Raw genomic sequence first — 21018 nt, forward strand, 5'->3', positions numbered from 1 at the left:
CCCGATGGCGCTTTGCTTATCGGGCCTACAAGAGTTCATCACAACGTATTGATATTGCAAATCTTGTAGGTCGGATAAGGCGCAGCCGCCATCTGACACAGGCTGTGGCTGCCGGCATTACTGCCCGTAATAGGCATTCGCGCCGTGTTTACGCAGATAGTGTTTATCGAGCAGTTCAGGCTGCATATCCGGTAGCTGCGGGGCCAGCTGGCGCGAGAACAGCCCCATATAAGCGCACTCCTCAAGCACCACGGCGTTGTGGACGGCATCGGCGGCATTTTTACCCCAGGCAAACGGGCCGTGTGAATGAACTAATACCGCCGGGATTTGCGCCGGATCGAGACCGCGCTCTTCAAAGGTTTTAATAATCACCTCGCCGGTCTGATACTCGTACTCGCCGTTAATTTCCTCAACGGTCATCAGCCGGGTACAGGGGATCGCGCCATAGAAATAGTCGGCGTGGGTGGTGCCCCAGGCGGGCAGATCGAGCCCGGCCTGCGACCAGATCGTCGCATGGCGGGAATGGGTATGCACGATCCCGCCGATCTGCGGATAGCGGCGATAGAGCGCCAGATGGGTCGCGGTATCGGACGACGGTTTTTTGTTGCCTTCAACGACCTTACCGCTGGCGATCTCTACCACCACCATATCGTCGGCGGTCATCACCTCATATTCGACGCCGGAAGGCTTAATGACCATCAGCTTGCGCGTCTCATCGACCGCGCTGACGTTGCCCCAGGTAAAGGTGACCAGCCCGTGCGCCGGGAGGGCCAGGTTTGCCGCCAGCACCTCGGCTTTCAGTTGCTCTAACATGTGAAACCTCCTTCCTGCATCCGTGATTCAATCCAGCGGCGGGCCTGGATAATTTCCAGCACCGGCTCACTGGCTTTCTCTGTCCACATCTCAATCAGAAATGAACCGCGATAATTCAGCTCATGCAGCGTTTTAAAAATGCCCACAAAATCAACGCATCCTTCGCCAAACGGCACGTCGCGGAACTGGCCGGGGCTGTCACCGGTCACCGGCAGCGTGTCTTTCAGGTGGATAGCGGCGATACGGTCGATACCCAGCTTCAGCTCGGCGGTGACGTCGTTCCCCCAGGCGCTGAGGTTGCCGACGTCCGGGTAGACGGTGAACCACGGTGACGAAAGCATCTCGTCCCACTTTTTCCACTTGCTGATGGAGTTCATAAACGCGGTATCCATGATCTCCACCGCCAGCATCACCTGCGCCGCTGCGGCCTGTTCCACCGCCCACGCCAGCCCTTCGGCGAAACGTTGCTGGGTGCCTTCGTCGTGCTCTTCGTAATAGACGTCGTAACCTGCCAACTGGATGGTGCGGATCCCCAGGTCGCGCGCCAGGCGAATGGCTTTGGTCATGATTTCACGCGCCCGCTGGCGTACCGCTTCGTCGCGGCTGCCAAAAGGGAATCGACGATGGGCGGAGAGGCACATCGACGGGATGGCGACGCCGCTTTCCAGCATCGCGTTCACCAGCGAAGCGCGTTGGGCCGAGGTCCACTCCAGGCGTGAGAGACGTTCGTCGGTTTCATCCACCGACATCTCAACAAAATCAAAACCGCAGCTTTTTGCCAGCACCAGCCGCTCTGGCCAACTGAGATCTTTCGCCAGTGCTTTCTCGTAAATACCTAATGGATGATTACGCATGCTTTTCTCCCCAAATGGCGTCAATTTGGGCGTGGAATTCGGCTGCGACCTGCGCCGGATGGGCGGCACCTGCCAGCGCACGTCCGGCGATAAATGCCTTAACGTTAATGTCGCGGAACAGCGGCAGATCCGCTGGGGTAATGCCGCCGGTAATCGATAGTTCAAGGCCGATGTCGGACAACGCCTTCATACGCGCCAGGTCCGCCTCGCCCCACTGCTGTCCGCTGGCCTGCGCGTCGCGCCCGCGGTGGTAAATCGCCTGACGAACCCCGACGCGATACCAGTCTTGGGCGTCGTCCAGCGTCCAGTTGCCGAACAGTTCTATTTGAATTTCACCGCCACAGGATTGCGCGACGGCGTGGCCTTTCTCGACCGTGGCGAGCGGTGCGGCGCAGATGATAGTCATCCAGTTAGCGCCAGCGCCAAAAGCCTGCTGCGCCAGGGTTTCACCGGCATCGGCCACTTTCCAGTCGGCGACGATGATTTTTTCCGGGCACTGCGCTCGCAGGGCTTTCACCGCGCTAAGGCCTTCGGTTAAACAAAGGATGGTTCCGGCCTCAACGATATCGACATGATCCTGTAGCAGGGCGACATCGCGCTGGGCTGCTTCCAGACTGGTGTGGTCGAGCGCCAGTTGCAGTAATGGTCGGCTCATAATGCGTGCTCCTTAATACGGGCGTGATAGCCCTGTAGTGCTTCAATCAAATCCTGGTATTGGCGGTATTTGCGCTGGTAGAGGGCGTGCGCGGTCATGTCCGGCAGCAGCGTGCGCACCGGGTGCTGCAGGTCGCGTTGGGCCTCGCGGAAATCGCGATATACGCCGGTGCCGACGCGGGCCGCCAGCGCTGCGCCAAAGCAGCCGGTCTCCTCAACCTGCGGCAGCTCGATGCGTAACCCGCTGACGTCCGCCAGCATCTGCATCCAGACGTCGGAGTGGGCCGGGCCGCCGGTAACGCGCAGGGCGCAAACGTCGGTAAAGCGTTCACGCATGCGGTTGAGGTGGGTCATATGGCTGAAGACCACGCCTTCATAAATCGCTTGCAGCAGGTGGGCGCGGGTGTGCAGCGCCTGCATGCCGTAAAAGCCGCAGGTCATCTCCAGCCCGGCATTGCTGCCGTAGAGAAACGGCAGAAAAAAGAGGTCGCTACCGGCTTTCGGCAGGCTGGCGACCGCCTGGTTGATCTCGTCAAAAGAGAGGTCGCCCCACTGGGCGGTAAACCATTCAAGGTTGCCGGAGGAGGTCGGGCTGGCTTCGTGAACGATATACTGTCCGTCATTGACGTAGCGGCCATAGACGTAAGGGTGGGCCTCATGGTCGCGCAGACCGTGAGCGATGCCGCTGGTGACGGCCCAGGTACCCATCACCGCATTGAGCGTTGATTCATCCTCAATACCGGCGCAAAGGGCGGTGGAAACCACATCAAACAGGCCGCCGACGACGGGGGTGCCCGCCGCCAGACCGGTGATGGCGGCTGCCTGAGCGGTGATCTCCCCGCATATTTCGGCTGAACCCACCACGGGGGGCAGCGCGCTATCGATTTCACTGATGCCCAGCCATTTGGTCAGACGCGGGTCGTACTGGCCCGTCGCCATGTTGTAGAGGTTGGACTCGGAGATGTTGCTCTCTTCGCAGCCTTTCACGCCGGTTAAGCACCAGCGCAGATAGTCATGCGTCATCATGACGCAGCCTATCTGCGCGTAGCGCTGCGGCTCATTCTCTTTTACCCAGCGTAAAAGGGAGACCGGATGCCCGGTCCACAGGGTTTGCCGGGTCAGCGGGTAGAGTTTTTGCGGAACCGCTTCTTTTTGCCAGCGCTGGACAATTTCCATGGCACGACGGTCGGAAGAGAGTATCGCTTTACCTAATGGCCGATCGCTTTTATCTAACAGGAACAGGCCCTTACCCTGAGCGGAAATACCCAGACCGCGGATTTGTGAGCCGCTCACCCCCGTGTGCGCCAGCAGTTTGCTGATGACCGAGCCGCACTGTTGCCACAGTTCGGTCATATCGCGTTCAACCCAGCCTGGCTGCGGGCTTAAAGCGTGCAGCGGCAGGCGTTGCACCGCTACTTCCCGGCCTGCGCCATCGTACAACCCGGCTTTTAGCCAACTCCCACCACAATCTAACCCCAGCCAGTAGTTGCTCATGACTTATTGCACCTCGTCCACGGCTTTCAGGAGATCGGCGCCCTGCGGGTTGTCTTTCAGGAACATATCGCGCACCTGGCTGCCCAGCGCATCGCTGAAGGCTTTACGGTCGATATCGGTCAGGACTTCAACTCCGGCTTCTTTCATGCCATCGATAATTTTTTGCTGATCTTCGGCGACCAGTTTGCGCTGATAGTCACCCGCTTCTTTGGCGGAACTCAGCAGTGCCTCCTGGAACTGCGGGCTTAAAGCGTCGAATTTGGCTTTATTGATCACCAGCAGCAGAGGCGAATAGGCGTGATGAGTGAGGGAGAGGTATTTCTGTACCTCATAGAATTTCGCTGACCACACGACGTTGATAGGGTGTTCCTGGGCATCAATCGTACGGGTTTCGAGGCCGGTATAGACTTCGGAGAACGGCATCGGAATAGGGTTGGCGCCGAAGATTTTAAAGGCCGCGATATTCATTGGGCTGTTGTTAGTGCGGATTTTTAAGCCTTTCAAATCGCCCGGCGTTTTTACCGGCGCGCGGGAGTTGGTGACGTCGCGCCAGCCGTTTTCCCAGTAGGCGAGGACTTTTAACCCTTTTGAATCGAGTGATTTTTTCAGTTCATCGCCGACTTTGCCGTCGAGCGTTTTATGCGCATGCGCGGTATCGCGAAACAGGAAGGGGACATCAAGTAAGTTGAATACAGGGGCCAGACCGGTGAAATTGTTCGAACCGGACATTTCCATATCAATGGTTCCGCCGCGCACCCCGCTGATCATTGCCTGGGCGTTACCTAATGTGCTGTCAGGAAAGAGTTTTAGCGTTAATTCGCCGTTGGTTTTTTCTTTTAATAATTCGTTAAATTTTTTCGCGGCAATATGTTGGGAGTCAGTTTGCGGTGTTTCATAACCAAAACGTAAAGATTGCGCCGCCAGAGACGACACGCTGAAAACCGTCAGACCAGCTATCAATAATGAACGAGCAATAACGTGTAATTTCATAATATTATCCTTTAATTAATCCATTTAAGCGGTGTGATAATTAGCTCGGGAATAAAAATAAATAAAACCAGCAGCGACATCAGTACGACAACGTAAGGGAATACGCCTCTTACCGCGTCATCAAATTTCAATTTTGCTACCCCGGAAATAACGTTGAGGACGTTGCCAACGGGCGGTGTGATTAATCCAATAGAGCAGTTAATAATGAACATGACGCCGAAATAAATCGGGTCAATATTGGCTTCTTTAACTAATGGCAATAATACAGGGGTAAGAATTAACACCGTTGGCGTTAAATCCATCACCATACCGACGACCATAATTGAGATCATAATGACGATAAATAAGAGTCGCGGAGAGTCGACCAGCGGCTGCAGCAAATCTGACACCATCATGGGTAACTCCGCGATCGTAATCAGCCAGGCGGATACCTGAGCCGCGGCCACCAGAAACATGACGACTGACGTCGTTTTGGCGGCATTGACCAGCACGTGGTAGAGACTGGAAAACGTTAATTCCCGATAGATAACCACGGCGACAAAGAGGGCGTAAAACGCGGCAACCGCCCCTGCCTCCGTTGGCGTGAAAAGTCCGGAACGGAAGCCGCCGATAATAATCACCGGTAAAAACAGCGCCCAGATACCTGAAACCAATGATTGCCAGATTTCACGCGGTGTTGCTTTAGGCTGAGAAGGGAGATTTAATCGCCCAGCCTGCCACCACCAGGTGAGCATAAGCGCCGCGCCCATCATGATGCCCGGTGCGATCCCGGCCATAAACAGCTTGCTGATCGACAAGCCGCTGGAAACGCCGAAGATAATAAAAGGAATTGAGGGTGGAATAATTGGCGCAATGATCCCGCCGGAAGCGATTAACCCAACGGAGCGGTTGATCGGGTAGTTTGCGGAGCGCATCATCGGCACCAGCAGCGCGGCGACCGCAGCGGTATCTGCTACCGCAGAGCCGGAAAGGCTGGCCATAATCATTGCTGCAATGACGCCCACGTAGCCCAGGCCGCCGGGCTTATGGCCGACCAGCTTCATCGGCAGGTCGACAATTCGCTTTGACAGGCCGCCCGCGTTCATGATTTCACCGGCCAAAACAAAAAAGGGAATGGCCAGTAGGGAGAAACTGTCCGCGCCGTTAACCAGGGTTTGCGCCATAATCTGCACGTCAAACATATCCAGGTATGCCATCAGAGCAGCGCCGCAAAGCAGCAGCGACCAGGCGATGGGTAAACCTATCGCGATCCCGCCGAGCAGGCAGCAGAGAAATATCACCACGGCCATGATTAGGCTCCTTGCTGTGGTTGTTGAAAGGAATCGTTACGCGTTATTAAGTGATAAAGCCGACGCAGCTCGATTAACGCGATAGCAACGCTTGTGGGCAGACAGGCGATATACATCAGGCCGATCGGTAAACCGAGGATTGGCGAGTGATCGCTCCAGTCCTGCAACGCTTTTTGCAGGCTGCCCCAGCCTAATGCGAGGCATAACAATAAAATCAGTGAATGCGTCAGCAGCGAGAGTCGACGCTGATTCGCTGGCGAAAGTTTTTCCACCACAAAAGTGACCTGAACGTGAGCGTTATCCATAAATGCAACGATGGCGCCAATAAACGTCAGCCATACAAATAGATAACGTGATAGTTCATCTACCGACAAAATACTGCTCTCAAAACCGTAACGTAAAATAACGTTAATAAATACAATGCAGGAAAGTACGGCAATTAATACCGCAAGTATGCCCTCAAGTACCCGCTTCATAACGACTCCATCAGGTTATAGAAACTTATTTCTTTCGATGCTGAATAGTGGAACTTAATTTCTTATGTTTGGTTTATATTAGGTCGGCGCAACGTTGAATTGCAGGCCGAGAATTAAGGTGATGATGTTTAATTCAGGTTAGCGGCGTGTGGCCTTTTTCATCATGTTAATACCATCGCGTAATATATTGATGCGGTGATTAATATCGGCGCTGGCATTGATTTCCAACAATTTAATACCGGTAAACTGCAACAGATCGGGAGCTACGGCGGTAATGAGTTCTTTAACATGTTTCTCCGTCATCAGGCTTTGTGGACAGAAAGGTGCAAACGGAGCATGGAGGTCCTGCCATTCGCCGTATTCTCCGCTTTGTGTCGTGCCGGAGAACATCAGCGCCCCGAGTTTTCCAGCATGTTTGGCCTGCTGCGTGTGGATCAGCGGTAGAGAGGTATCCCGCCCTTCAATAGCCGAGCGCGCCCAGTTAACGCAGACGCTTATGTCATAGTCGGCAATAATTTCCAGTACGTTTACTAACGGTAAGAATCCTTTGCGCGGTGCGGGGCCGGTCATCGCGTCGCAGTGTTCAAGCACCAGGTCGCAGGACCAGTCCCAGTTGGCAATCTCTTTTAATGAGCGCGCAAAGGCGTCGGTTGCCTGCGCTACGTTCGGATTGCCCGCCAGTGGGGCGGCATGAAGCTCAAGGGCTATAACTTTGCCGGGGGTTTTCGCATTGAGTTTATTTATCTTCTGATAAAGATGACGGTAGTATTCCACGCAGGCTTTACGCTGTTCCTCGTCACTGGACGCTAATCCAAAACCGCCGTTTTCGCTACGGCGGCGCATGGTTTCCATTATCGCGGTGACCACGATTTGCCAGTTCCCTGGTGTATGGCGCAATAACCACTCGTCGCCGAGCGGGTGAAGATGTTCAAGACAAGGCTGCTCCAGCCCCCGGATATCCGGAGTATCAGAGAGTTGCCGCCAGAATTCCGTCTCTTCCTCTTCACTCTTCTGGTGAAATGAGGGTGCACAAGGGTACGCACCGATAATATAACCGGTATTATTTTTCATTTTGTGCTCCAGTAAACTCTATTTTATAAAACGTCTATGGCGACTTTTACGACTATTTTCCGTATCGGCGTAGCAATGCTTTTATTACAACCGGGACGATGAACATCCTGCGGGAAAAACAGGGCATAACTTCCCGGTATCATTTCAATGAATGATTCATGTTCACTGTCGTGATAAAAAATAATATCGCGCTGTTCTGATAATGACTCGCTGATTTGATTATTACCGGTATCAATGGCAACCCCAATTGTCTCTTCGCCCCATGCCAGAAACTGAATATCCAGATAGCGGCGATGGACTTCCGGACGATTTTCAGCAGCATCGCGGGTGATCATATCGATAATCTGCGCGAAGATATTTTTGCCGTCGATTTCCACTACGCCAGGTTCCAGCGTGCGAAAGTCCGTATTGCGCAGGAAATCGAGCGCCTGCTCTATGGCCGACGGTAGCCGGCACGGATTAGGCTGCGCAATATGTCCAAAAATCATGATGTGGCTCCTTACAGCGCCTGAATTTTGGCCCAGACGCTGTCGTCAATGGTGATACCGTGACGGCGGTTGTCATCCAGCAATTTGGTAAATTCGTGGCCGGGCAGCCGAATCGCGACGTTGTCGTCGGCGCGTTCAGCAGTGGTGATGAAATCCATAATCCGCTGCAGTTTGGCATCGCGGGTTGCGCCATCGATCAGCTTATCCACTTCTATGGCGATGAAAATCTGTGAGACGCCATACTCATCGCTGTTTTCCTGGGTCACTTCGGCAACGGAAGAACCGTTGGAAAGCAGGGTGGCAATCATGTCCAGCACAATCGACAGACCAGATCCTTTCCAGTAACCCATTGGTAAAATGCGGCGATTTTTCTCGATAACGCCCGGTTCTTTGGTCAACTGACCGTTATCGTCGAAACCGCCATCCACCGGCAGTTCGCGGCCCGCCAGACGGTTAACTTCTAACATTCCGTAGGAGAACATCGACATCGACATATCCACCATCGTGATCGGCGTAGACGGGATGGCGACGATCAGCGGATTGGTACCGATACGGCACTCTTTCGCCCCCCACGGCGGCATGACGGCGATGGAGTTGGTCCAGCAAATGCCGATATAGCCTTTTTCCGCCGCCTGCCAGCCGTAGCTGCCGCCGCGCATCCAGTGGTTAGCATTACGTAACGCCACCAGGCCAATACCATGATCGGAAGCCAGCTCGATGGCCCGGTCCATCATCTTTTTCGCCGTCAGGTTGCCGATAGCGCGCTGAGCATCCCACTGTTCGATGGCGCCGAGGCTGGTAACTCGCTGCGGTTTAGCATCAGGAATAATGTCGCCGTTATCCAGTTGCTGGATGAAGCGGGGAAAACGGTTCACGCCGTGGGAATAGACACCGGACTCGGTGGTGCGAGCGAACATTTCCGCGCACTCGTCGGCGGTATCTTCCGCAATATTCCGCGACCGCAAGACGCGGTAGAAGGCCCCTTTTAACTCTTCGAAAGCTACTTTCATCCCTGTTCTCCTGGTCGATTGTTAGAAAATTTAGTATGTTTTTTTGTCTATAAATTTCATAATGCGAAATGCAGTTCCAAATATATAGATCAAAAATTGACATGGCAACGCCAGAGAAGGTTTTTAAAAACGATTAAAATCATCGGCTTATGTTTTTTATGCTGATATCGTGAACTGCAACACACTTTGAGCTACCATCTGATCGCCCAAGAAAGGAGAGAGTTTTCTGATGAGCCAGAACAACGATAAAGAGAAGCCTGCGGGGAGTCAGAGCCTGTTTCGTGGCCTGATGTTGATAGAAATTTTGAGTAACTACCCGAACGGTTGCCCACTGGCGCACCTGTCGGAGCTGGCGGGGTTGAACAAGAGTACCGTCCATCGTTTGTTGCAGGGGCTTCAATCCTGCGGATATGTGACGCCAGCGCCGGCGGCCGGGAGCTACCGTCTGACGACAAAGTTTATTGCCGTCGGCCAAAAAGCCCTGTCATCGCTGAATATCATCCACGTTGCGGCACCGCACCTTGAGGCGCTCAACCTGGCCACTGGCGAGACGGTGAATTTTTCCAGCCGTGAAGATGACCACGCTATCCTGATTTATAAGCTGGAACCGACCACCGGTATGCTGCGCACGCGTGCCTACATTGGCCAGCATATGCCGCTGTACTGCTCGGCGATGGGGAAAATTTATATGGCGTTTGGTCAGCCGGATTATGTGGCGTCTTACTGGGAAAGCCATAAAGAACAGATCCAGCCGCTGACTCGTAATACCATTACCGATTTACCAGCAATGTACGATGAGCTGGCGCAAATTCGTGAAACCAGCATGGCGATGGATCGCGAAGAAAATGAACTGGGCGTTTCCTGTATTGCTGTGCCTGTGTTTGATATTCACCATCGAGTGCCTTACGCCATTTCTATTTCGCTGTCGACGTCACGGCTAAAACAGATCGGCGAGAAAAATCTGCTCAAACCGTTGCGTGAAACCGCACAGGCTATCTCTAATGAGCTGGGATTTACCGTTCGCGAATAAGACAGCTCGCCAGGTTTTATCAGGCATCTGACAAAATTTGTCCGTTTGCGTAGTGGGATCAAAGCGGCGGGGAATGGCTCTCTGGCATTCTGGCGTTTTAACGCAGGGGGAGAACAATGAACCGGTTTATTATGGCGGATGCGTCGGCGTGTATCGGGTGTCGTACCTGCGAGGTCGCCTGCGTGGTGTCGCACCAGGAACAGCAGAATAGCGCGGCGGTGACGACGGCGGACTTTGTGCCGCGTATCCGGGTGATAAAAGAGGATAGCTTCACCACGGCCACGGTCTGCCATCAGTGTGAGGACGCGCCGTGCGCGAATGTCTGCCCGGTACAGGCGATTCGCCGTGATCGGGGGCATATCTTCGTGACGCCATCGCGCTGCATTGGTTGTAAAAGCTGTATGCTGGCTTGCCCGTTTGGTGCGATGACCGTGGTGGCGTTCGCGTCAGGCGCGCAGGCGATTAAATGCGATCTTTGCTGGCATCGGGAAGCGGGGCCGGCGTGCGTGGAAGCCTGCCCGACCAGTGCGTTACAGTGCGTTGACGCAGCACACGTGCAGCGCCAGCGCCTCTATTCTCAACCTTTCTGAATGTCGTTCCGGCCTGCATGATGGCCGGAATAGCCGTCAGCCTTCACGCCAGGCGCGTTCTATCTCTTCTGCCAGAATTTTTACGCCCGCCTCGATTTTGTCCGGTTCAGGCACGTAGTTCATCCGCATACACTGGTGTGTGTGCGGCCAGGGTTTATCCAGCCCGGGAAAGAAATAGTGGCCCGGCACCATCAGCACGCCGCGCGCTTTCAAGCGTTGATAGAGTAGCTCGGTGGTTATCGGCAGATCTTTAAACCACAGCCACAAAAATATTGCGCCTTCCGGTTTATGAATCAGGCAGCGTTCTTCGGATAAATAGCGACGAATGATCGCGATAGTCTGTTGAACGCGCTGATAGTAGAAAGGTTTGATAACCGTTTCCGACAGCCGCAGCAGATCGTTACGCTTAATCATTTCGCACATCATCGCCGGACCCATGCCGCCGGGCGCAAGGCTGATAATGCCGTTCATGTTGGCAATGGCGGTAATCGTCTTATCATTGGCGATGATAATCCCGCAGCGGGAACCGGGCAGCCCCAGCTTCGAGAGGCTCATGCATAGGATAATATTGGGGTTCCACAGAGGGCGCGCCTCGCTAAAGATAATGCCCGGAAACGGTACGCCGTAAGCGTTATCAATCACCAGTGGGATGTTGTGCTGATTCGCCAGTCTGTCCAGCTTCATCAGCTCTTCGTCGGTGATAACGTTACCGGTTGGGTTGGTCGGGCGCGAGACGCAAATCATCCCCGTTTCTTCGCCGATGTGCAGATGCTCAAAATCGACGTGATACTTAAACTGGCCTTCCGGCAGCAGCTCAATATTCGGGCGCGCCGAAACGAAGAGGTCGTCTTCCAGACCGGAATCTGCATAGCCGATGTATTCCGGCGCAAGCGGGAATAGTACCTTTTTCGTACTGCCGTCGGCGCGACGTCCGGCGAAGAGATTAAATAAGTAGAAAAACGCGCTCTGACTGCCATTTGTCAGCGCAATATTCTGTGGTTCGATATCCCATCCCAGCGTTTCACGTAGCAGTACGGCCAGTGCATTCAGTAGCGCCGTTTTTCCCTGGGGACCGTCATAATTACAAAGCGCATCAGCGGCTTTGCCGCTTTCTACCATATCTGTCAGTAGCGTCTGGAAATAATCCTGCATTGCAGAGATGTGTGCCGGGTTACCGCCGCCAAGCATGATGGCGCCTGGCGTGCGTAAGCCGTCGTTGAGATCCTCCATCAGGCGGGTAATGCCTGAATGGCGGGTAAATTTATCGCCGAAAAGTGAAAATGTCATAACGGGTGATCTATCGAACTGTCTGTCAAAGTGGATAACCATAACGCTACAAATGGCGGGGCGCAAATGGGGGTCAGGCGGTGGTATTGATGTTTTATGCTACAAATTTTTATCAGGTTAGTTTTTTATTTTGAAGGGGCTACCGGTACGCGAGGAGACCGGTAGCGCCACGATTAGCGGCGGCCCGCCCAGACGACCATCACCGTATCGTCGCCGTACTGGCGTACAAAACCGTACCCGTGTTTTAGCGTCAGCGTGGTTTGTTGGCCTGCGCCGATGGCGGGATGTCTGGCGCGGAACTGGCTAATACGCTGCCAGTGCGCGACGGCTGCGGCTGACTTTCCGCTCACGTCCTGCCAGTTCATATCTGAACGGGTGCCTTGCAGCGGGTCGGAGCCGGTGGGGCCGAAGGGACGAGCGGATTCATCGCCGTAAAAGATCTGCACCGCGCCCGGCGAAAGCAGCAGCAGTTCCGCCGCCTTATCACCGCCCTCACGGAAAAGGCGCGTATCATGCGAGGAGAGGTAACTTAATACGTTGAAATCCTGCATTTTATCCGCCATCTGCTGCCAGACTGGCCCCATTTCCGCCAGGCAATCGACCGCCTTCGCCGCCTGCTCCTGATAATCAAAATTGATCATCGCGTCGAAACCATAGCGATAATAATCACTTTTCATGACGCCGTGGCCCCACGCTTCGCCAGTCATCCAGAACGGGCTATCATCCAGCGCTTTGTCCGGATTGGCCTGCTTCCATTCATGTAACGCCGCGCTGGCCTGGGTTTTTAGCTGTTGCCAGGCAGGAAGCTCAACGTTTTTGGCCGTATCGACCCGGAACCCGTCAATGCCGTAATCATGCACCCACTGGCTTAACCAGTGAGTCAGATAATCCCGTGGCGTATAGCCCTCAATGAGTTGATATTGGTGGTGTTGGTGGCGATATCGGTTGTGTTTTGGTTAATGCTGTCGGTATTGGCAGCAATATCAGTGGTGTTCTGCGTCACATTGGCGTTGGTTGCAAATAGCTGAGAGCCGTTAACGGCGTCGGTGCTGCTTTCTGATATGGCTCCGTTACCAACGTTGACAATTTTGCGCTTTAGGGCATCACTCCCTACAGAAACTACGTTTTCTTCGGTCGCTGTAGAATTGCTCCCTATCGCGACGGAATTTTTTGCAGAGGTTACCGCCCCACTACCGAAGGCAATGCCATTTGCCGCATCTGACGTTACGGATGTATTGTAACCGAAAGCCATGCTATCCAGAGATGCGGCATTCGCCCCTAATCCTACCGTCAGGCTTCTTTCTGCTGATGATACGGTATCGCGTCCAAGCGCTATTGAATTTTTCCCTGAGGCATTTGCATTTGTTCCCAGTGCGATGGCGTAAAGATTTGAGGCAACTGCGTTTGTACCTACTGCCATAGAGTATTTAGCCGTAGAAGTGGTATGTGCACCTGCCCCTAGCGCCACTGAGCCTATACTCTCAGCAAGGCTATATCCGCCCAACGCAGTGCTGGAAGCCCCAGATGCCTTACTATAGTAACCTATTGCAATACCGGCACCCGCTACATATCCTTTGGACGGATCTTCTGCGACCTTTTCTTTAGTTGTTATTGTTGAATCAGCTTCGGCGCCTTCGCCAATGGCTATCCATCCATTCTCAGTGCCGATCCCTTTCCCTGTATCGTTCCCAGCATTGGCCAGTGCGTCCGCAGAAACCATAATGCTGCTAAGACTGATGAGTGCGGAAACCGCCAGCTTTCTGCGGCCGCTTTTTTTGCCGCGGCTTTTTGCGGTTTCGCTGGTGACAACAAATGTTCCCGTAGCGGCATTCCAGAGGACTCTAAATATTCTGTTCATGAATAAGTGCTTTCCTTTTCTAAAATAATTGTATCAATGGCTATTATTTTTTTGGCTTCTTTTTCGTATCATTAATAGGTTGTATGCTGTCGAATATGACATTCTCCATGTTAATACCTATTTTTAGATACTTAAGATTATTGGGCGATACGCCTTTTAATGTTAGCGTGACGTTTGTCCATGCTCCCGGTAAGAGTTCGATTGTCGAATCCATTTTTGTGTTGAGCAGGAGTTGTCGCCAGCGAGGCAGATCTTTTGCCTCGGAAGGTTTTTTCGTACCCCATGTCATATTAAACGCAAGGTTTGATACGGGAATGCTGAGTAAGTTAACTAAATCAAGATGAATAACACTTCCATTATCTATTGGTTCAATAGATAGAATACGCCCGGCTAATCCGATATTGCCGTTGTTAATAATAAAATAGTGCGTTTGTGATGGGTCCAGTTCTGTATAGTCGAATAGCCGTTGTTTGCGTTCAACGCGGCCAACGACTTCGGCGACCTTTTGAGTTGTGTTGATAACCGTAGCTTGTTGTTTTTCTAGCAAATTCATCTTTGCTTCTTGTTCTTTTTGTTGTTTTTCTAACAGGTTTATCTTTGTTTCTTGTTCTTTTTGTTGTTTTTTCAGCTCTTCAACAAGGTGTTTATCTGCAAAGTAGTCACAACCAGATAAAAAGAATGTGAATCCCAACGCAAGCAGGGGGATAAATTTTCCATTTTTGTGCATATAAAATATCCTTGTTAATAATTTATGTAATATAAATAGTTAACCTGTTATTTATACAGCTAACTCATCATTTTGCGAGCATTGCCAATAACCATAATATATGGTTATAATTAAAACATTCATTGCTTCTATAGGAGTGTGCGAATACCCGACGTTGTTTATCAATTACTCATAGCAATGCTTTATAAAAATATAATTATAATGTTTATGTATGGGGTTTTTTTTCAGGGATGATAATGTTATTTAATTTTGCGGGTCAATCATATTCTGCGGGATATAAGAAAAGAGGATGAAAAAAATTCATTGTATAAATACAAACAGGCATGATAGTGGAATTTTTCATCCTGAAAAAGCAGGGACTACCGTTAAAAATGAACTTGTATATAAGCGGTGTAAATACTTCCAGGAAAAATTCGGAATATAGCCCGATGCTCTCAAGACACCCTCCGTACAACGGGTGTCCTGAGAACCTGGGATGCGGAAGGTTTAGAACTCGCTCTTCGCGAAGCCTGTCATCTCTTTGAGCCCCATTTCCCGGCCCAGCGCCGTCATCGGGTGGACCACGATCAGGCCGCGTACGCTTTTTTTGAGTTTGCCCATATCGGCCTGCTCTTTTTTAGTGATCGCGCGGCGAAACGGCAGGTTCATCAGCTTCTGCGCTTCTTTACTCAGTTTCTGGCTGTGTACTTCGCGCAGACGGATAATTTCTGCTTCCAGCGTCTCTTTTTCTTTTTCCAGCTCCGCGTATTTATCGGCGGATTCAACCAGAGAGAGACCTGCCTGCTGGTGGCGAATAGCGTCAAGACGATCGCTCAGGCGTTTAATTTCGTTTTTTTCGACTTCTTTCATGGGATAGCTTCTGATAGAAATGGGATAGATACCTTATAGTATGCGCGCAGTGAGTGATTCTTCACAACTCATGACGTAAAGATAATCAATTATGGCAAGTATTACACTGCTCACTATTTAATTATCTCGTTGAGAATAAAATCCTTTTTGTCGAAAGAAAAGATGAAGCGTCCTTTTGTCGGCAAGAAAAGCGATTAAGCACATTTTCCTCAATGACAACGCTAAATTGATCCTAAACTCAAATAAGCGACCGCGGGAGTCAGACGCGGGTCCCACATGGAGGATCTATCATGGCAAAAATAGGTGAGAACGTACCACTTCTTATTGATAAAGCCGTCGATTTTATGGCGTCCAGCCAGGCGTTCCGTGAATACCTGAATAAAACGCCGCCGCGTGATTATGTTCCTTCCGAAGTGCCGTCGGAGAACGCGCCCATTTATTTGCAGCGTCTGGAATATTACCGACGGCTGTACCGACCAAAAGAAGAAGAAAGAGGTTAACGGCGGGATTTACTTTTGAAAGGCCTTTTTTAAGCTGATTTTAGAAATCAGCTCGGTCAGAGAGAGGACCATCGTCGAACGCACCGCCTGCTGGTAGCGCTGAATTTGCATGGCGTAGAGCGCCGCGTCGGACGTATCAAAATGCGGCGGCGGCGGCAGCGCCATGACGCAGTGCAGTTCGCCAAACGGCCCGAGAATTTCATCGTCGGTAAAGGCGTACTCATTGCCGTCGTGATTCAGCTCTTCGCGCAGCGCCATTAACAGCTCCGCATCTTCATATTCGGTGCGGCTGAGTACGCCCAGGCCATAGATAAGTTTCAGACGTACCGAAAGATCGCCCAGCGGCCCGTCGCCATCCAGCAACGGTTCCACAGCGTATTTCACCGCATAGTCGTCTTTGCGAAACACCTGGAGCACCAGAATATTCACCGCCTCGGTCAATAACTCGACGGCGGTAATCAGGAAGCTCCGTACGGTTTTGCCAGCATTCAGACGCTCAAGCACACGATTTTCAAAGGCCTGGGTTTGTTCCATTATTGCCTGCATATCTGACAATCTGTTATTTGGGCGCAGGCTAACCTGCGCCGGGTTCTGCGTCATTTGGTCGCGTTATATGCGTTAACCGCCTCAGCCACCACATCGCTATTGGCATCCAGCCCGGAAATTTGCGCCAGCGCGGCCTGCGGGCCTTTTTCGGTAATCAGAGCCGCCAACTCCTGCGCCTGCGGATCTTCATCACTACGGAAATGCATCGCCGCCGCGATCCCTTTGACCAGATTCACATGCGGCAGACCATATTCCAGGGTGCCAAGCAGCGGTTTGATCAGACGGTCGCCCGCGCTGAGTTTGCGTAGCGGCTGACGACCTACGCGTTCGACGTCATCTTTCAGATACGGGTTTTCAAAACGACCGAGGATTTTCTGAATGTATGCCGCATGTTTGTCGGCATCAAAACCGTAGCGTTTGATCAGCACCGCGCCGCTTTCTTCCATCGCGCCTTTCACCACCGCGCGAATACTCTCATCGAGAATAGCGTCGCGAATGGTTTGATGACCGGCTAATTTGCCGAGGTACGCGGTTATAGCATGACCCGTGTTCAGCGTGAAGAGTTTACGTTCGACAAATGCCATCAGGTTATCCGTTAACTCCATCCCCGGAATGTTTGGCAACGCGCCTTTAAACTGGGTTTTATCGACGATCCACTCGCTGAAGGTTTCTACCGTCACTTCCAGCGGATCGTTGGTCGCAGAAGCAGATGGCGGCACAATACGGTCAACGGCGGAATCGACAAAGCCAACGTGCTGTTCAACCCAGGCTTTATCGCCATCCGCCAGCGCGTTCATTACGTGGCCTTTCAGCTGCGTTGTGCCGCGTACCATGTTTTCACAAGCGATGATGTTCAGCGGGGCATCCACGCCCTGCGCCTTACGTTTTACCAGCCCTTTAGCGATGGCCGGAGCGATACGCTCAAGCACAACCGGACCCACGGCAGTAGTGATTAAATCAACGTGGGCAATCAGGTCGACAACATCATCGCCGATGCTGCTGACAGCGTTGACGCCGGAAACGGTATCCACCTGCTCATTTTCACCCACAACATGAACCTGATAGCTATGACGGGCATTCAGGGCATCGAGTACGACCTGGTTTACATCCGCAAACGTCAGTTGTATCCCCGCGTCAGCCAGCAGTTTGCCGATAAAGCCACGACCGATATTACCTGCGCCAAAATGTAATGCTTTCATAGTATTAACCTTCATTAATGTTTTTACCCGAGAGGGCTGGGGTGAGGGACTGCATAGATTTCCCCTCAACCTAACCCTCTCCACAAGGGAGAGGGTATCGCCTTCATATTTCGAACTGCAGATGCGTTGGCTCTCCTCGCTCACCCCAGTCACGTACTTATGTACGCTCCTGGGGATTCACTGCGTTGCCGCCTTCCTGCAGCTCGAACTATTTTGGGGATACTTAACTGTTAAGCTTTTTTACCTGCCAGCAGTTCCAGCACTTCATCCACGCTGGTGGTGTGCGCCAGACGTTCGATCACGGATTCATCATCCAGCGCGTTGGTCAGGCTGGTGATGACCTGGATGTGCTCATTGTTACGTGCGGCGATACCAATGACCAGACGGGCAATATCGTCTTCTTCTTCACCGAAGCGTACGCCTTCCGGATACTGGCAGAACACCACGCCGGTTTTCAGCACGCGATCTTTCGCTTCCACTGTACCGTGCGGTACTGCGATGGATTCACCGAGGTAAGTCGGCGTCAGCTTTTCGCGGTCCAGCATCGCCTCGACGTATTCCGGCTCAACATAGCCGCCTTTCACCAGTTGTTCACCGGCAAAGCGAATCGCCTCTTCTTTGTTAGCGGCTTTACGGCCCAGGAAGATATTCTCCGCACCCAGTTTGAACAGGTTGTTATCACCCTCCTCAAAGCTGTCTTTCAGATGGTCGCGTACTTTCTCTTCATTAGTATTGTGGCGCTGTGCAGCAACCAGACGTTCGGTCAGGCTGGTGTACAGGCCGCTATCCAGGAAGTTGGTCAGCGAAATATGCTGCGCCTGCGGTACCTGACGCATCGCGCGCTCGGTAAGGTCACGGTGAGTAATGACCAGATCCACATCCGGCGGCAGATTGTTAATGGCGCTGTTGGTGACGGAGATCTGGCTCAGGCCCGCATCCTGTACTTTCTTACGCAGTACCCCTGCGCCCATCGCGCTGGAACCCATACCGGCATCGCAAGCCACGATGATTTTACGCACATGGCTCAGGTCGTTAGTCACGTCGCCAGCCGCCAGCGGAGAGGCGCCTTTAGATTCCGCTTTCATGTCATGCATACGACGGGTGGCCGCTTCAATGTCATCTTCTTCTTTCACTTTGCTGGTTTTCAGCAGAATTGCAGACACCACGAAGGAAACCGCCATTGCCGCCACGATGGCAGCGATGTTAGCGAAGTAAGCGCCTTTTGGCGTCATCGCCAGTACCGCCAGAATGGAACCTGGAGATGCCGGAGAGACCAGACCGCCGTTCAGGATGGTCAGGGTGAATACGCCGGTCATACCGCCGAGAATCACCGCCAGAATCAGGCGTGGGTTCATCAGCACGTACGGGAAGTAGATCTCATGGATACCGCCCAGGAAGTGGATAATTGCCGCGCCGCCCGCAGACTGTTTAGCGCTGCCGCGACCGAAGAACATGTACGCCAGCAGGACGCCCATCCCCGGACCCGGGTTAGCTTCAATCAGGAAGAAGATGGATTTACCCATCTCATGGGACTGCTGGATACCCAGCGGTGAGAAGATGCCGTGGTTAATCGCGTTATTGAGGAACAGGATTTTCGCCGGTTCAACAAAAATGGACGCCAGCGGCAGCATATCGTGCGCCACCATGAAGTTAACGCCAGCCGCCAGAATTTTGGACAGGACTTCAACCGCCGGACCAATACCGAGGAACGCCAGGATGGCGAGGATCATACCGATGATGCCAGCGGAGAAGTTGTTCACCAGCATCTCAAAACCGGATTTGATCTTACCGTCTACCCAACTGTCGAATTTCTTAATGCAGTAGCCGCCTAATGGACCGGCGATCATCGAGCCGAGGAACATCGGCATATCCGCGCCGACAATAACGCCCATGGTAGTGATAGCGCCCACCACGCCGCCGCGTTCGCCGCCAACCAGACGACCGCCGGTATAACCGATGAGCAGCGGCAGCAGGTAGGTGATCATCGGACCAACCAGTTTCGCCAGCGTTTCGTTAGGCAACCACCCTGTTGGAATAAATAATGCGGTGATAATACCCCACGCGATAAACGCGCCGATATTAGGCATCACCATATTGCTGAGGAATCGACCAAAGCTTTGCACTTTGATCTTAATATCGGATGACATAAAAACACCCCTTCTTATGTTGCTGTCGCGCAGGCTGAAAGCCCGAGGTTTGTTAATGTAGCGGCAGAGGTAGCCGGACCCTGTAGTGTAGATACTGCGCAATCTGGCACTGAATCGTTCAACTGTCCAGACAGAGACAATTTATGTGATTTGTGTCACATAAATATAGGGGGTAGAGAGGTAATTGATGTGATATTGATCACAAAGTGGCTGTGTAAAAAAACAACGAATCTAATTTTTAGCCCTTAAAAGACCATTTTATGTGAGATATTTCACATTTTTATTTTGGTGCTTTGTTGAATTTTTGTGATCATCTTCACAAGAAATTTTAAGCCCGGGTAACGCCAATACGATCCGGCAAACATTTTGTTGCGAGCCCTCTCACGTTATGTCATTCAGCAACCTCCTTTTGCGTCTCTTTTCGTCTTATTTGAGCCATACTATGATTTTTACTGGTTGGCAAAAAGGACACGGCATGAAACTCATCGGTAGCTACACCAGCCCTTTTGTGCGCAAAATCTCTGTTCTGCTGCTCGAAAAAGGCATTACCTTCGAATTTATTAATGAACTACCCTACGAGGCGGATAACGGCGTGGCGCAATACAACCCTCTGGGTAAGGTGCCAGCGCTGGTGACGGAGAAAGGCGAGTACTGGTTCGATTCGCCGATCATCGCGGAATATATTGAACTGCTGGATATCGCGCCAGCGATGCTCCCGCGTGACCCGATGGCAGCGCTTAAAGTTCGCCAGCTTGAAGCGTTGGCTGACGGCATTATGGATGCAGCGTTGGTTTCTGTACGCGAACAGGCGCGTCCGGCGGCGCAACAATCGGAAACGGAACTGCTGCGCCAGCGGGAAAAAATCAACCGCAGCCTGGATATGCTCGAAAGTTATCTGAGCGACGGGACGCTAAAAACGGATACGGTCAATCTGGCGACTATCGCGATTGCCTGTGCGGTAGGCTATCTCAACTTCCGCCGGGTCGCGCCTGGCTGGTGTGTTAGCCGCCCCCACCTGGTCAAACTGGTCGAAACGCTTTTTCAGCGCGAAAGCTTTGCCCGCACCGAAGCACCAAAGGCTTGACGCGCATTATGTCCGCCTGAGCAAACTCACGTTACAATCCCCCTTATGTCGATATCCCTCTC

General features: G+C 52.4%; 21 protein-coding genes and 1 pseudogene. 4 read left to right on the forward strand and 18 right to left on the reverse strand.

What is annotated here, in order from left to right:
- Positions 1 to 117: 117 nt before the first annotated feature.
- The 10 genes from araD to yiaK all read right to left on the reverse strand — a co-directional run bounded on the left by araD (position 118) and on the right by yiaK (position 9139).
- On the reverse strand, positions 118 to 813 hold the full coding sequence (gene araD / locus ABVM99_RS16465; protein WP_000893174.1) for an L-ribulose-5-phosphate 4-epimerase: 696 nt from the start codon (positions 811 to 813) through the stop codon (positions 118 to 120).
- Positions 807 to 1667: an L-ribulose-5-phosphate 3-epimerase gene (locus tag ABVM99_RS16470; protein WP_001244035.1), complete on the reverse strand. Its 861-nt coding sequence runs from the start codon at positions 1665 to 1667 to the stop codon at positions 807 to 809. The genes araD and ABVM99_RS16470 overlap by 7 nt, the downstream gene beginning before the upstream one ends.
- On the reverse strand, positions 1660 to 2322 hold the full coding sequence (gene ulaD, locus ABVM99_RS16475; protein ID WP_023194863.1) for a 3-keto-L-gulonate-6-phosphate decarboxylase UlaD: 663 nt from the start codon (positions 2320 to 2322) through the stop codon (positions 1660 to 1662). The genes ABVM99_RS16470 and ulaD overlap by 8 nt, the downstream gene beginning before the upstream one ends.
- Positions 2319 to 3815 carry an FGGY-family carbohydrate kinase gene (locus tag ABVM99_RS16480; RefSeq protein WP_023194862.1) on the reverse strand — a complete coding sequence of 499 codons (1497 nt, stop codon included), beginning with the start codon at positions 3813 to 3815 and terminating at the stop codon, positions 2319 to 2321. The genes ulaD and ABVM99_RS16480 overlap by 4 nt, the downstream gene beginning before the upstream one ends.
- A 3-nt stretch (positions 3816 to 3818) precedes the next feature.
- Complete coding sequence (yiaO, locus tag ABVM99_RS16485) at positions 3819 to 4805, reverse strand: 2,3-diketo-L-gulonate TRAP transporter substrate-binding protein YiaO (RefSeq protein ID WP_000766337.1); 987 nt, start codon at positions 4803 to 4805, stop codon at positions 3819 to 3821.
- 11 nt (positions 4806 to 4816) lie between these two features.
- On the reverse strand, positions 4817 to 6094 hold the full coding sequence (yiaN, locus tag ABVM99_RS16490) for a 2,3-diketo-L-gulonate TRAP transporter large permease YiaN (RefSeq protein ID WP_000301822.1): 1278 nt from the start codon (positions 6092 to 6094) through the stop codon (positions 4817 to 4819).
- A 2-nt stretch (positions 6095 to 6096) separates the two neighbouring features.
- Positions 6097 to 6570, reverse strand: coding sequence for a 2,3-diketo-L-gulonate TRAP transporter small permease YiaM (yiaM, locus tag ABVM99_RS16495; RefSeq protein WP_000832316.1), 474 nt, complete (start codon positions 6568 to 6570; stop codon positions 6097 to 6099).
- A gap of 138 nt (positions 6571 to 6708) precedes the next feature.
- On the reverse strand, positions 6709 to 7641 hold the full coding sequence (locus ABVM99_RS16500) for a DUF4862 family protein (RefSeq protein ID WP_023194861.1): 933 nt from the start codon (positions 7639 to 7641) through the stop codon (positions 6709 to 6711).
- A 23-nt stretch (positions 7642 to 7664) separates the two neighbouring features.
- Complete coding sequence (locus tag ABVM99_RS16505; protein WP_023194860.1) at positions 7665 to 8129, reverse strand: YhcH/YjgK/YiaL family protein; 465 nt, start codon at positions 8127 to 8129, stop codon at positions 7665 to 7667.
- A gap of 11 nt (positions 8130 to 8140) precedes the next feature.
- On the reverse strand, positions 8141 to 9139 hold the full coding sequence (gene yiaK, locus ABVM99_RS16510) for a 3-dehydro-L-gulonate 2-dehydrogenase (protein WP_000861183.1): 999 nt from the start codon (positions 9137 to 9139) through the stop codon (positions 8141 to 8143).
- A gap of 229 nt (positions 9140 to 9368) precedes the next feature.
- Here yiaK and yiaJ point away from each other — a divergent pair, with 229 nt between their 5' ends.
- Both yiaJ and ABVM99_RS16520 read left to right on the forward strand, forming a co-directional pair.
- Complete coding sequence (gene yiaJ, locus ABVM99_RS16515; RefSeq protein WP_001627094.1) at positions 9369 to 10169, forward strand: IclR family transcriptional regulator YiaJ; 801 nt, start codon at positions 9369 to 9371, stop codon at positions 10167 to 10169.
- Between the two features lie 116 nt (positions 10170 to 10285).
- Entirely contained in the window at positions 10286 to 10759 is a 474-nt protein-coding gene (locus ABVM99_RS16520; RefSeq protein ID WP_023194859.1) for a 4Fe-4S dicluster domain-containing protein, read from the forward strand.
- A gap of 36 nt (positions 10760 to 10795) precedes the next feature.
- Here the strand turns inward: ABVM99_RS16520 and avtA are convergent, their stop codons facing one another.
- The 5 genes and pseudogenes from avtA to ABVM99_RS16545 form a co-directional block, all read right to left on the reverse strand.
- Positions 10796 to 12046: a valine--pyruvate transaminase gene (gene avtA, locus ABVM99_RS16525; RefSeq protein WP_023181756.1), complete on the reverse strand. Its 1251-nt coding sequence runs from the start codon at positions 12044 to 12046 to the stop codon at positions 10796 to 10798.
- 173 nt (positions 12047 to 12219) lie between these two features.
- A pseudogene (locus ABVM99_RS16530) lies at positions 12220 to 12963 on the reverse strand (alpha-amylase family glycosyl hydrolase); the annotation flags it as partial.
- Positions 12927 to 13904 (reverse strand): ESPR-type extended signal peptide-containing protein, encoded by a 978-nt coding sequence (locus ABVM99_RS16535; RefSeq protein WP_393927100.1) that lies wholly within the window; start codon positions 13902 to 13904, stop codon positions 12927 to 12929. The gene ABVM99_RS16535 and the pseudogene ABVM99_RS16530, both read right to left, overlap by 37 nt.
- A 43-nt stretch (positions 13905 to 13947) precedes the next feature.
- Positions 13948 to 14631, reverse strand: a complete 684-nt coding sequence (locus tag ABVM99_RS16540) for a DUF3251 domain-containing protein (protein ID WP_000549449.1) — start codon at positions 14629 to 14631, stop codon at positions 13948 to 13950.
- A 486-nt stretch (positions 14632 to 15117) separates the two neighbouring features.
- On the reverse strand, positions 15118 to 15480 hold the full coding sequence (locus tag ABVM99_RS16545; RefSeq protein ID WP_000665687.1) for a YibL family ribosome-associated protein: 363 nt from the start codon (positions 15478 to 15480) through the stop codon (positions 15118 to 15120).
- Positions 15481 to 15770: 290 nt separating this feature from the next.
- Between ABVM99_RS16545 and ABVM99_RS16550 the strand changes: the two genes are divergently transcribed.
- Complete coding sequence (locus tag ABVM99_RS16550) at positions 15771 to 15980, forward strand: hypothetical protein (protein WP_023194985.1); 210 nt, start codon at positions 15771 to 15773, stop codon at positions 15978 to 15980.
- Between the two features lie 9 nt (positions 15981 to 15989).
- Here the strand turns inward: ABVM99_RS16550 and mtlR are convergent, their stop codons facing one another.
- The 3 genes from mtlR to mtlA all read right to left on the reverse strand — a co-directional run bounded on the left by mtlR (position 15990) and on the right by mtlA (position 19872).
- Positions 15990 to 16580, reverse strand: coding sequence for a mannitol operon repressor MtlR (gene mtlR, locus ABVM99_RS16555; protein ID WP_000193201.1), 591 nt, complete (start codon positions 16578 to 16580; stop codon positions 15990 to 15992).
- The gene (mtlD, locus tag ABVM99_RS16560) at positions 16577 to 17725 is read right to left on the reverse strand and encodes a mannitol-1-phosphate 5-dehydrogenase (protein ID WP_000645391.1); all 1149 of its coding nucleotides are present in this window, start codon (positions 17723 to 17725) and stop codon (positions 16577 to 16579) included. The genes mtlR and mtlD overlap by 4 nt, the downstream gene beginning before the upstream one ends.
- Before the next feature lie 230 nt (positions 17726 to 17955).
- Entirely contained in the window at positions 17956 to 19872 is a 1917-nt protein-coding gene (gene mtlA, locus ABVM99_RS16565) for a PTS mannitol transporter subunit IICBA (RefSeq protein WP_000093287.1), read from the reverse strand.
- Between the two features lie 475 nt (positions 19873 to 20347).
- Here mtlA and ABVM99_RS16570 point away from each other — a divergent pair, with 475 nt between their 5' ends.
- Entirely contained in the window at positions 20348 to 20956 is a 609-nt protein-coding gene (locus tag ABVM99_RS16570) for a glutathione S-transferase (protein ID WP_000766681.1), read from the forward strand.
- Positions 20957 to 21018: the final 62 nt, after the last annotated feature.

The organism is Salmonella sp. SJTUF15591, assembly GCF_043356435.1.
Lineage (GTDB): Bacteria > Pseudomonadota > Gammaproteobacteria > Enterobacterales > Enterobacteriaceae > Salmonella > Salmonella enterica.

Coding starts and splice junctions, on each gene's coding strand:
- araD (WP_000893174.1), bottom strand. CDS start 813: ATGTTAGAGCAACTGAAAGCCGAGGTGCTGGCGGCAAACCTGGCCCTC.
- ABVM99_RS16470 (WP_001244035.1), bottom strand. CDS start 1,667: ATGCGTAATCATCCATTAGGTATTTACGAGAAAGCACTGGCGAAAGAT.
- ulaD (WP_023194863.1), bottom strand. CDS start 2,322: ATGAGCCGACCATTACTGCAACTGGCGCTCGACCACACCAGTCTGGAA.
- ABVM99_RS16480 (WP_023194862.1), bottom strand. CDS start 3,815: ATGAGCAACTACTGGCTGGGGTTAGATTGTGGTGGGAGTTGGCTAAAA.
- yiaO (WP_000766337.1), bottom strand. CDS start 4,805: ATGAAATTACACGTTATTGCTCGTTCATTATTGATAGCTGGTCTGACG.
- yiaN (WP_000301822.1), bottom strand. CDS start 6,094: ATGGCCGTGGTGATATTTCTCTGCTGCCTGCTCGGCGGGATCGCGATA.
- yiaM (WP_000832316.1), bottom strand. CDS start 6,570: ATGAAGCGGGTACTTGAGGGCATACTTGCGGTATTAATTGCCGTACTT.
- ABVM99_RS16500 (WP_023194861.1), bottom strand. CDS start 7,641: ATGAAAAATAATACCGGTTATATTATCGGTGCGTACCCTTGTGCACCC.
- ABVM99_RS16505 (WP_023194860.1), bottom strand. CDS start 8,129: ATGATTTTTGGACATATTGCGCAGCCTAATCCGTGCCGGCTACCGTCG.
- yiaK (WP_000861183.1), bottom strand. CDS start 9,139: ATGAAAGTAGCTTTCGAAGAGTTAAAAGGGGCCTTCTACCGCGTCTTG.
- yiaJ (WP_001627094.1), top strand. CDS start 9,369: ATGAGCCAGAACAACGATAAAGAGAAGCCTGCGGGGAGTCAGAGCCTG.
- ABVM99_RS16520 (WP_023194859.1), top strand. CDS start 10,286: ATGAACCGGTTTATTATGGCGGATGCGTCGGCGTGTATCGGGTGTCGT.
- avtA (WP_023181756.1), bottom strand. CDS start 12,046: ATGACATTTTCACTTTTCGGCGATAAATTTACCCGCCATTCAGGCATT.
- ABVM99_RS16535 (WP_393927100.1), bottom strand. CDS start 13,904: ATGAACAGAATATTTAGAGTCCTCTGGAATGCCGCTACGGGAACATTT.
- ABVM99_RS16540 (WP_000549449.1), bottom strand. CDS start 14,631: ATGCACAAAAATGGAAAATTTATCCCCCTGCTTGCGTTGGGATTCACA.
- ABVM99_RS16545 (WP_000665687.1), bottom strand. CDS start 15,480: ATGAAAGAAGTCGAAAAAAACGAAATTAAACGCCTGAGCGATCGTCTT.
- ABVM99_RS16550 (WP_023194985.1), top strand. CDS start 15,771: ATGGCAAAAATAGGTGAGAACGTACCACTTCTTATTGATAAAGCCGTC.
- mtlR (WP_000193201.1), bottom strand. CDS start 16,580: ATGACGCAGAACCCGGCGCAGGTTAGCCTGCGCCCAAATAACAGATTG.
- mtlD (WP_000645391.1), bottom strand. CDS start 17,725: ATGAAAGCATTACATTTTGGCGCAGGTAATATCGGTCGTGGCTTTATC.
- mtlA (WP_000093287.1), bottom strand. CDS start 19,872: ATGTCATCCGATATTAAGATCAAAGTGCAAAGCTTTGGTCGATTCCTC.
- ABVM99_RS16570 (WP_000766681.1), top strand. CDS start 20,348: ATGAAACTCATCGGTAGCTACACCAGCCCTTTTGTGCGCAAAATCTCT.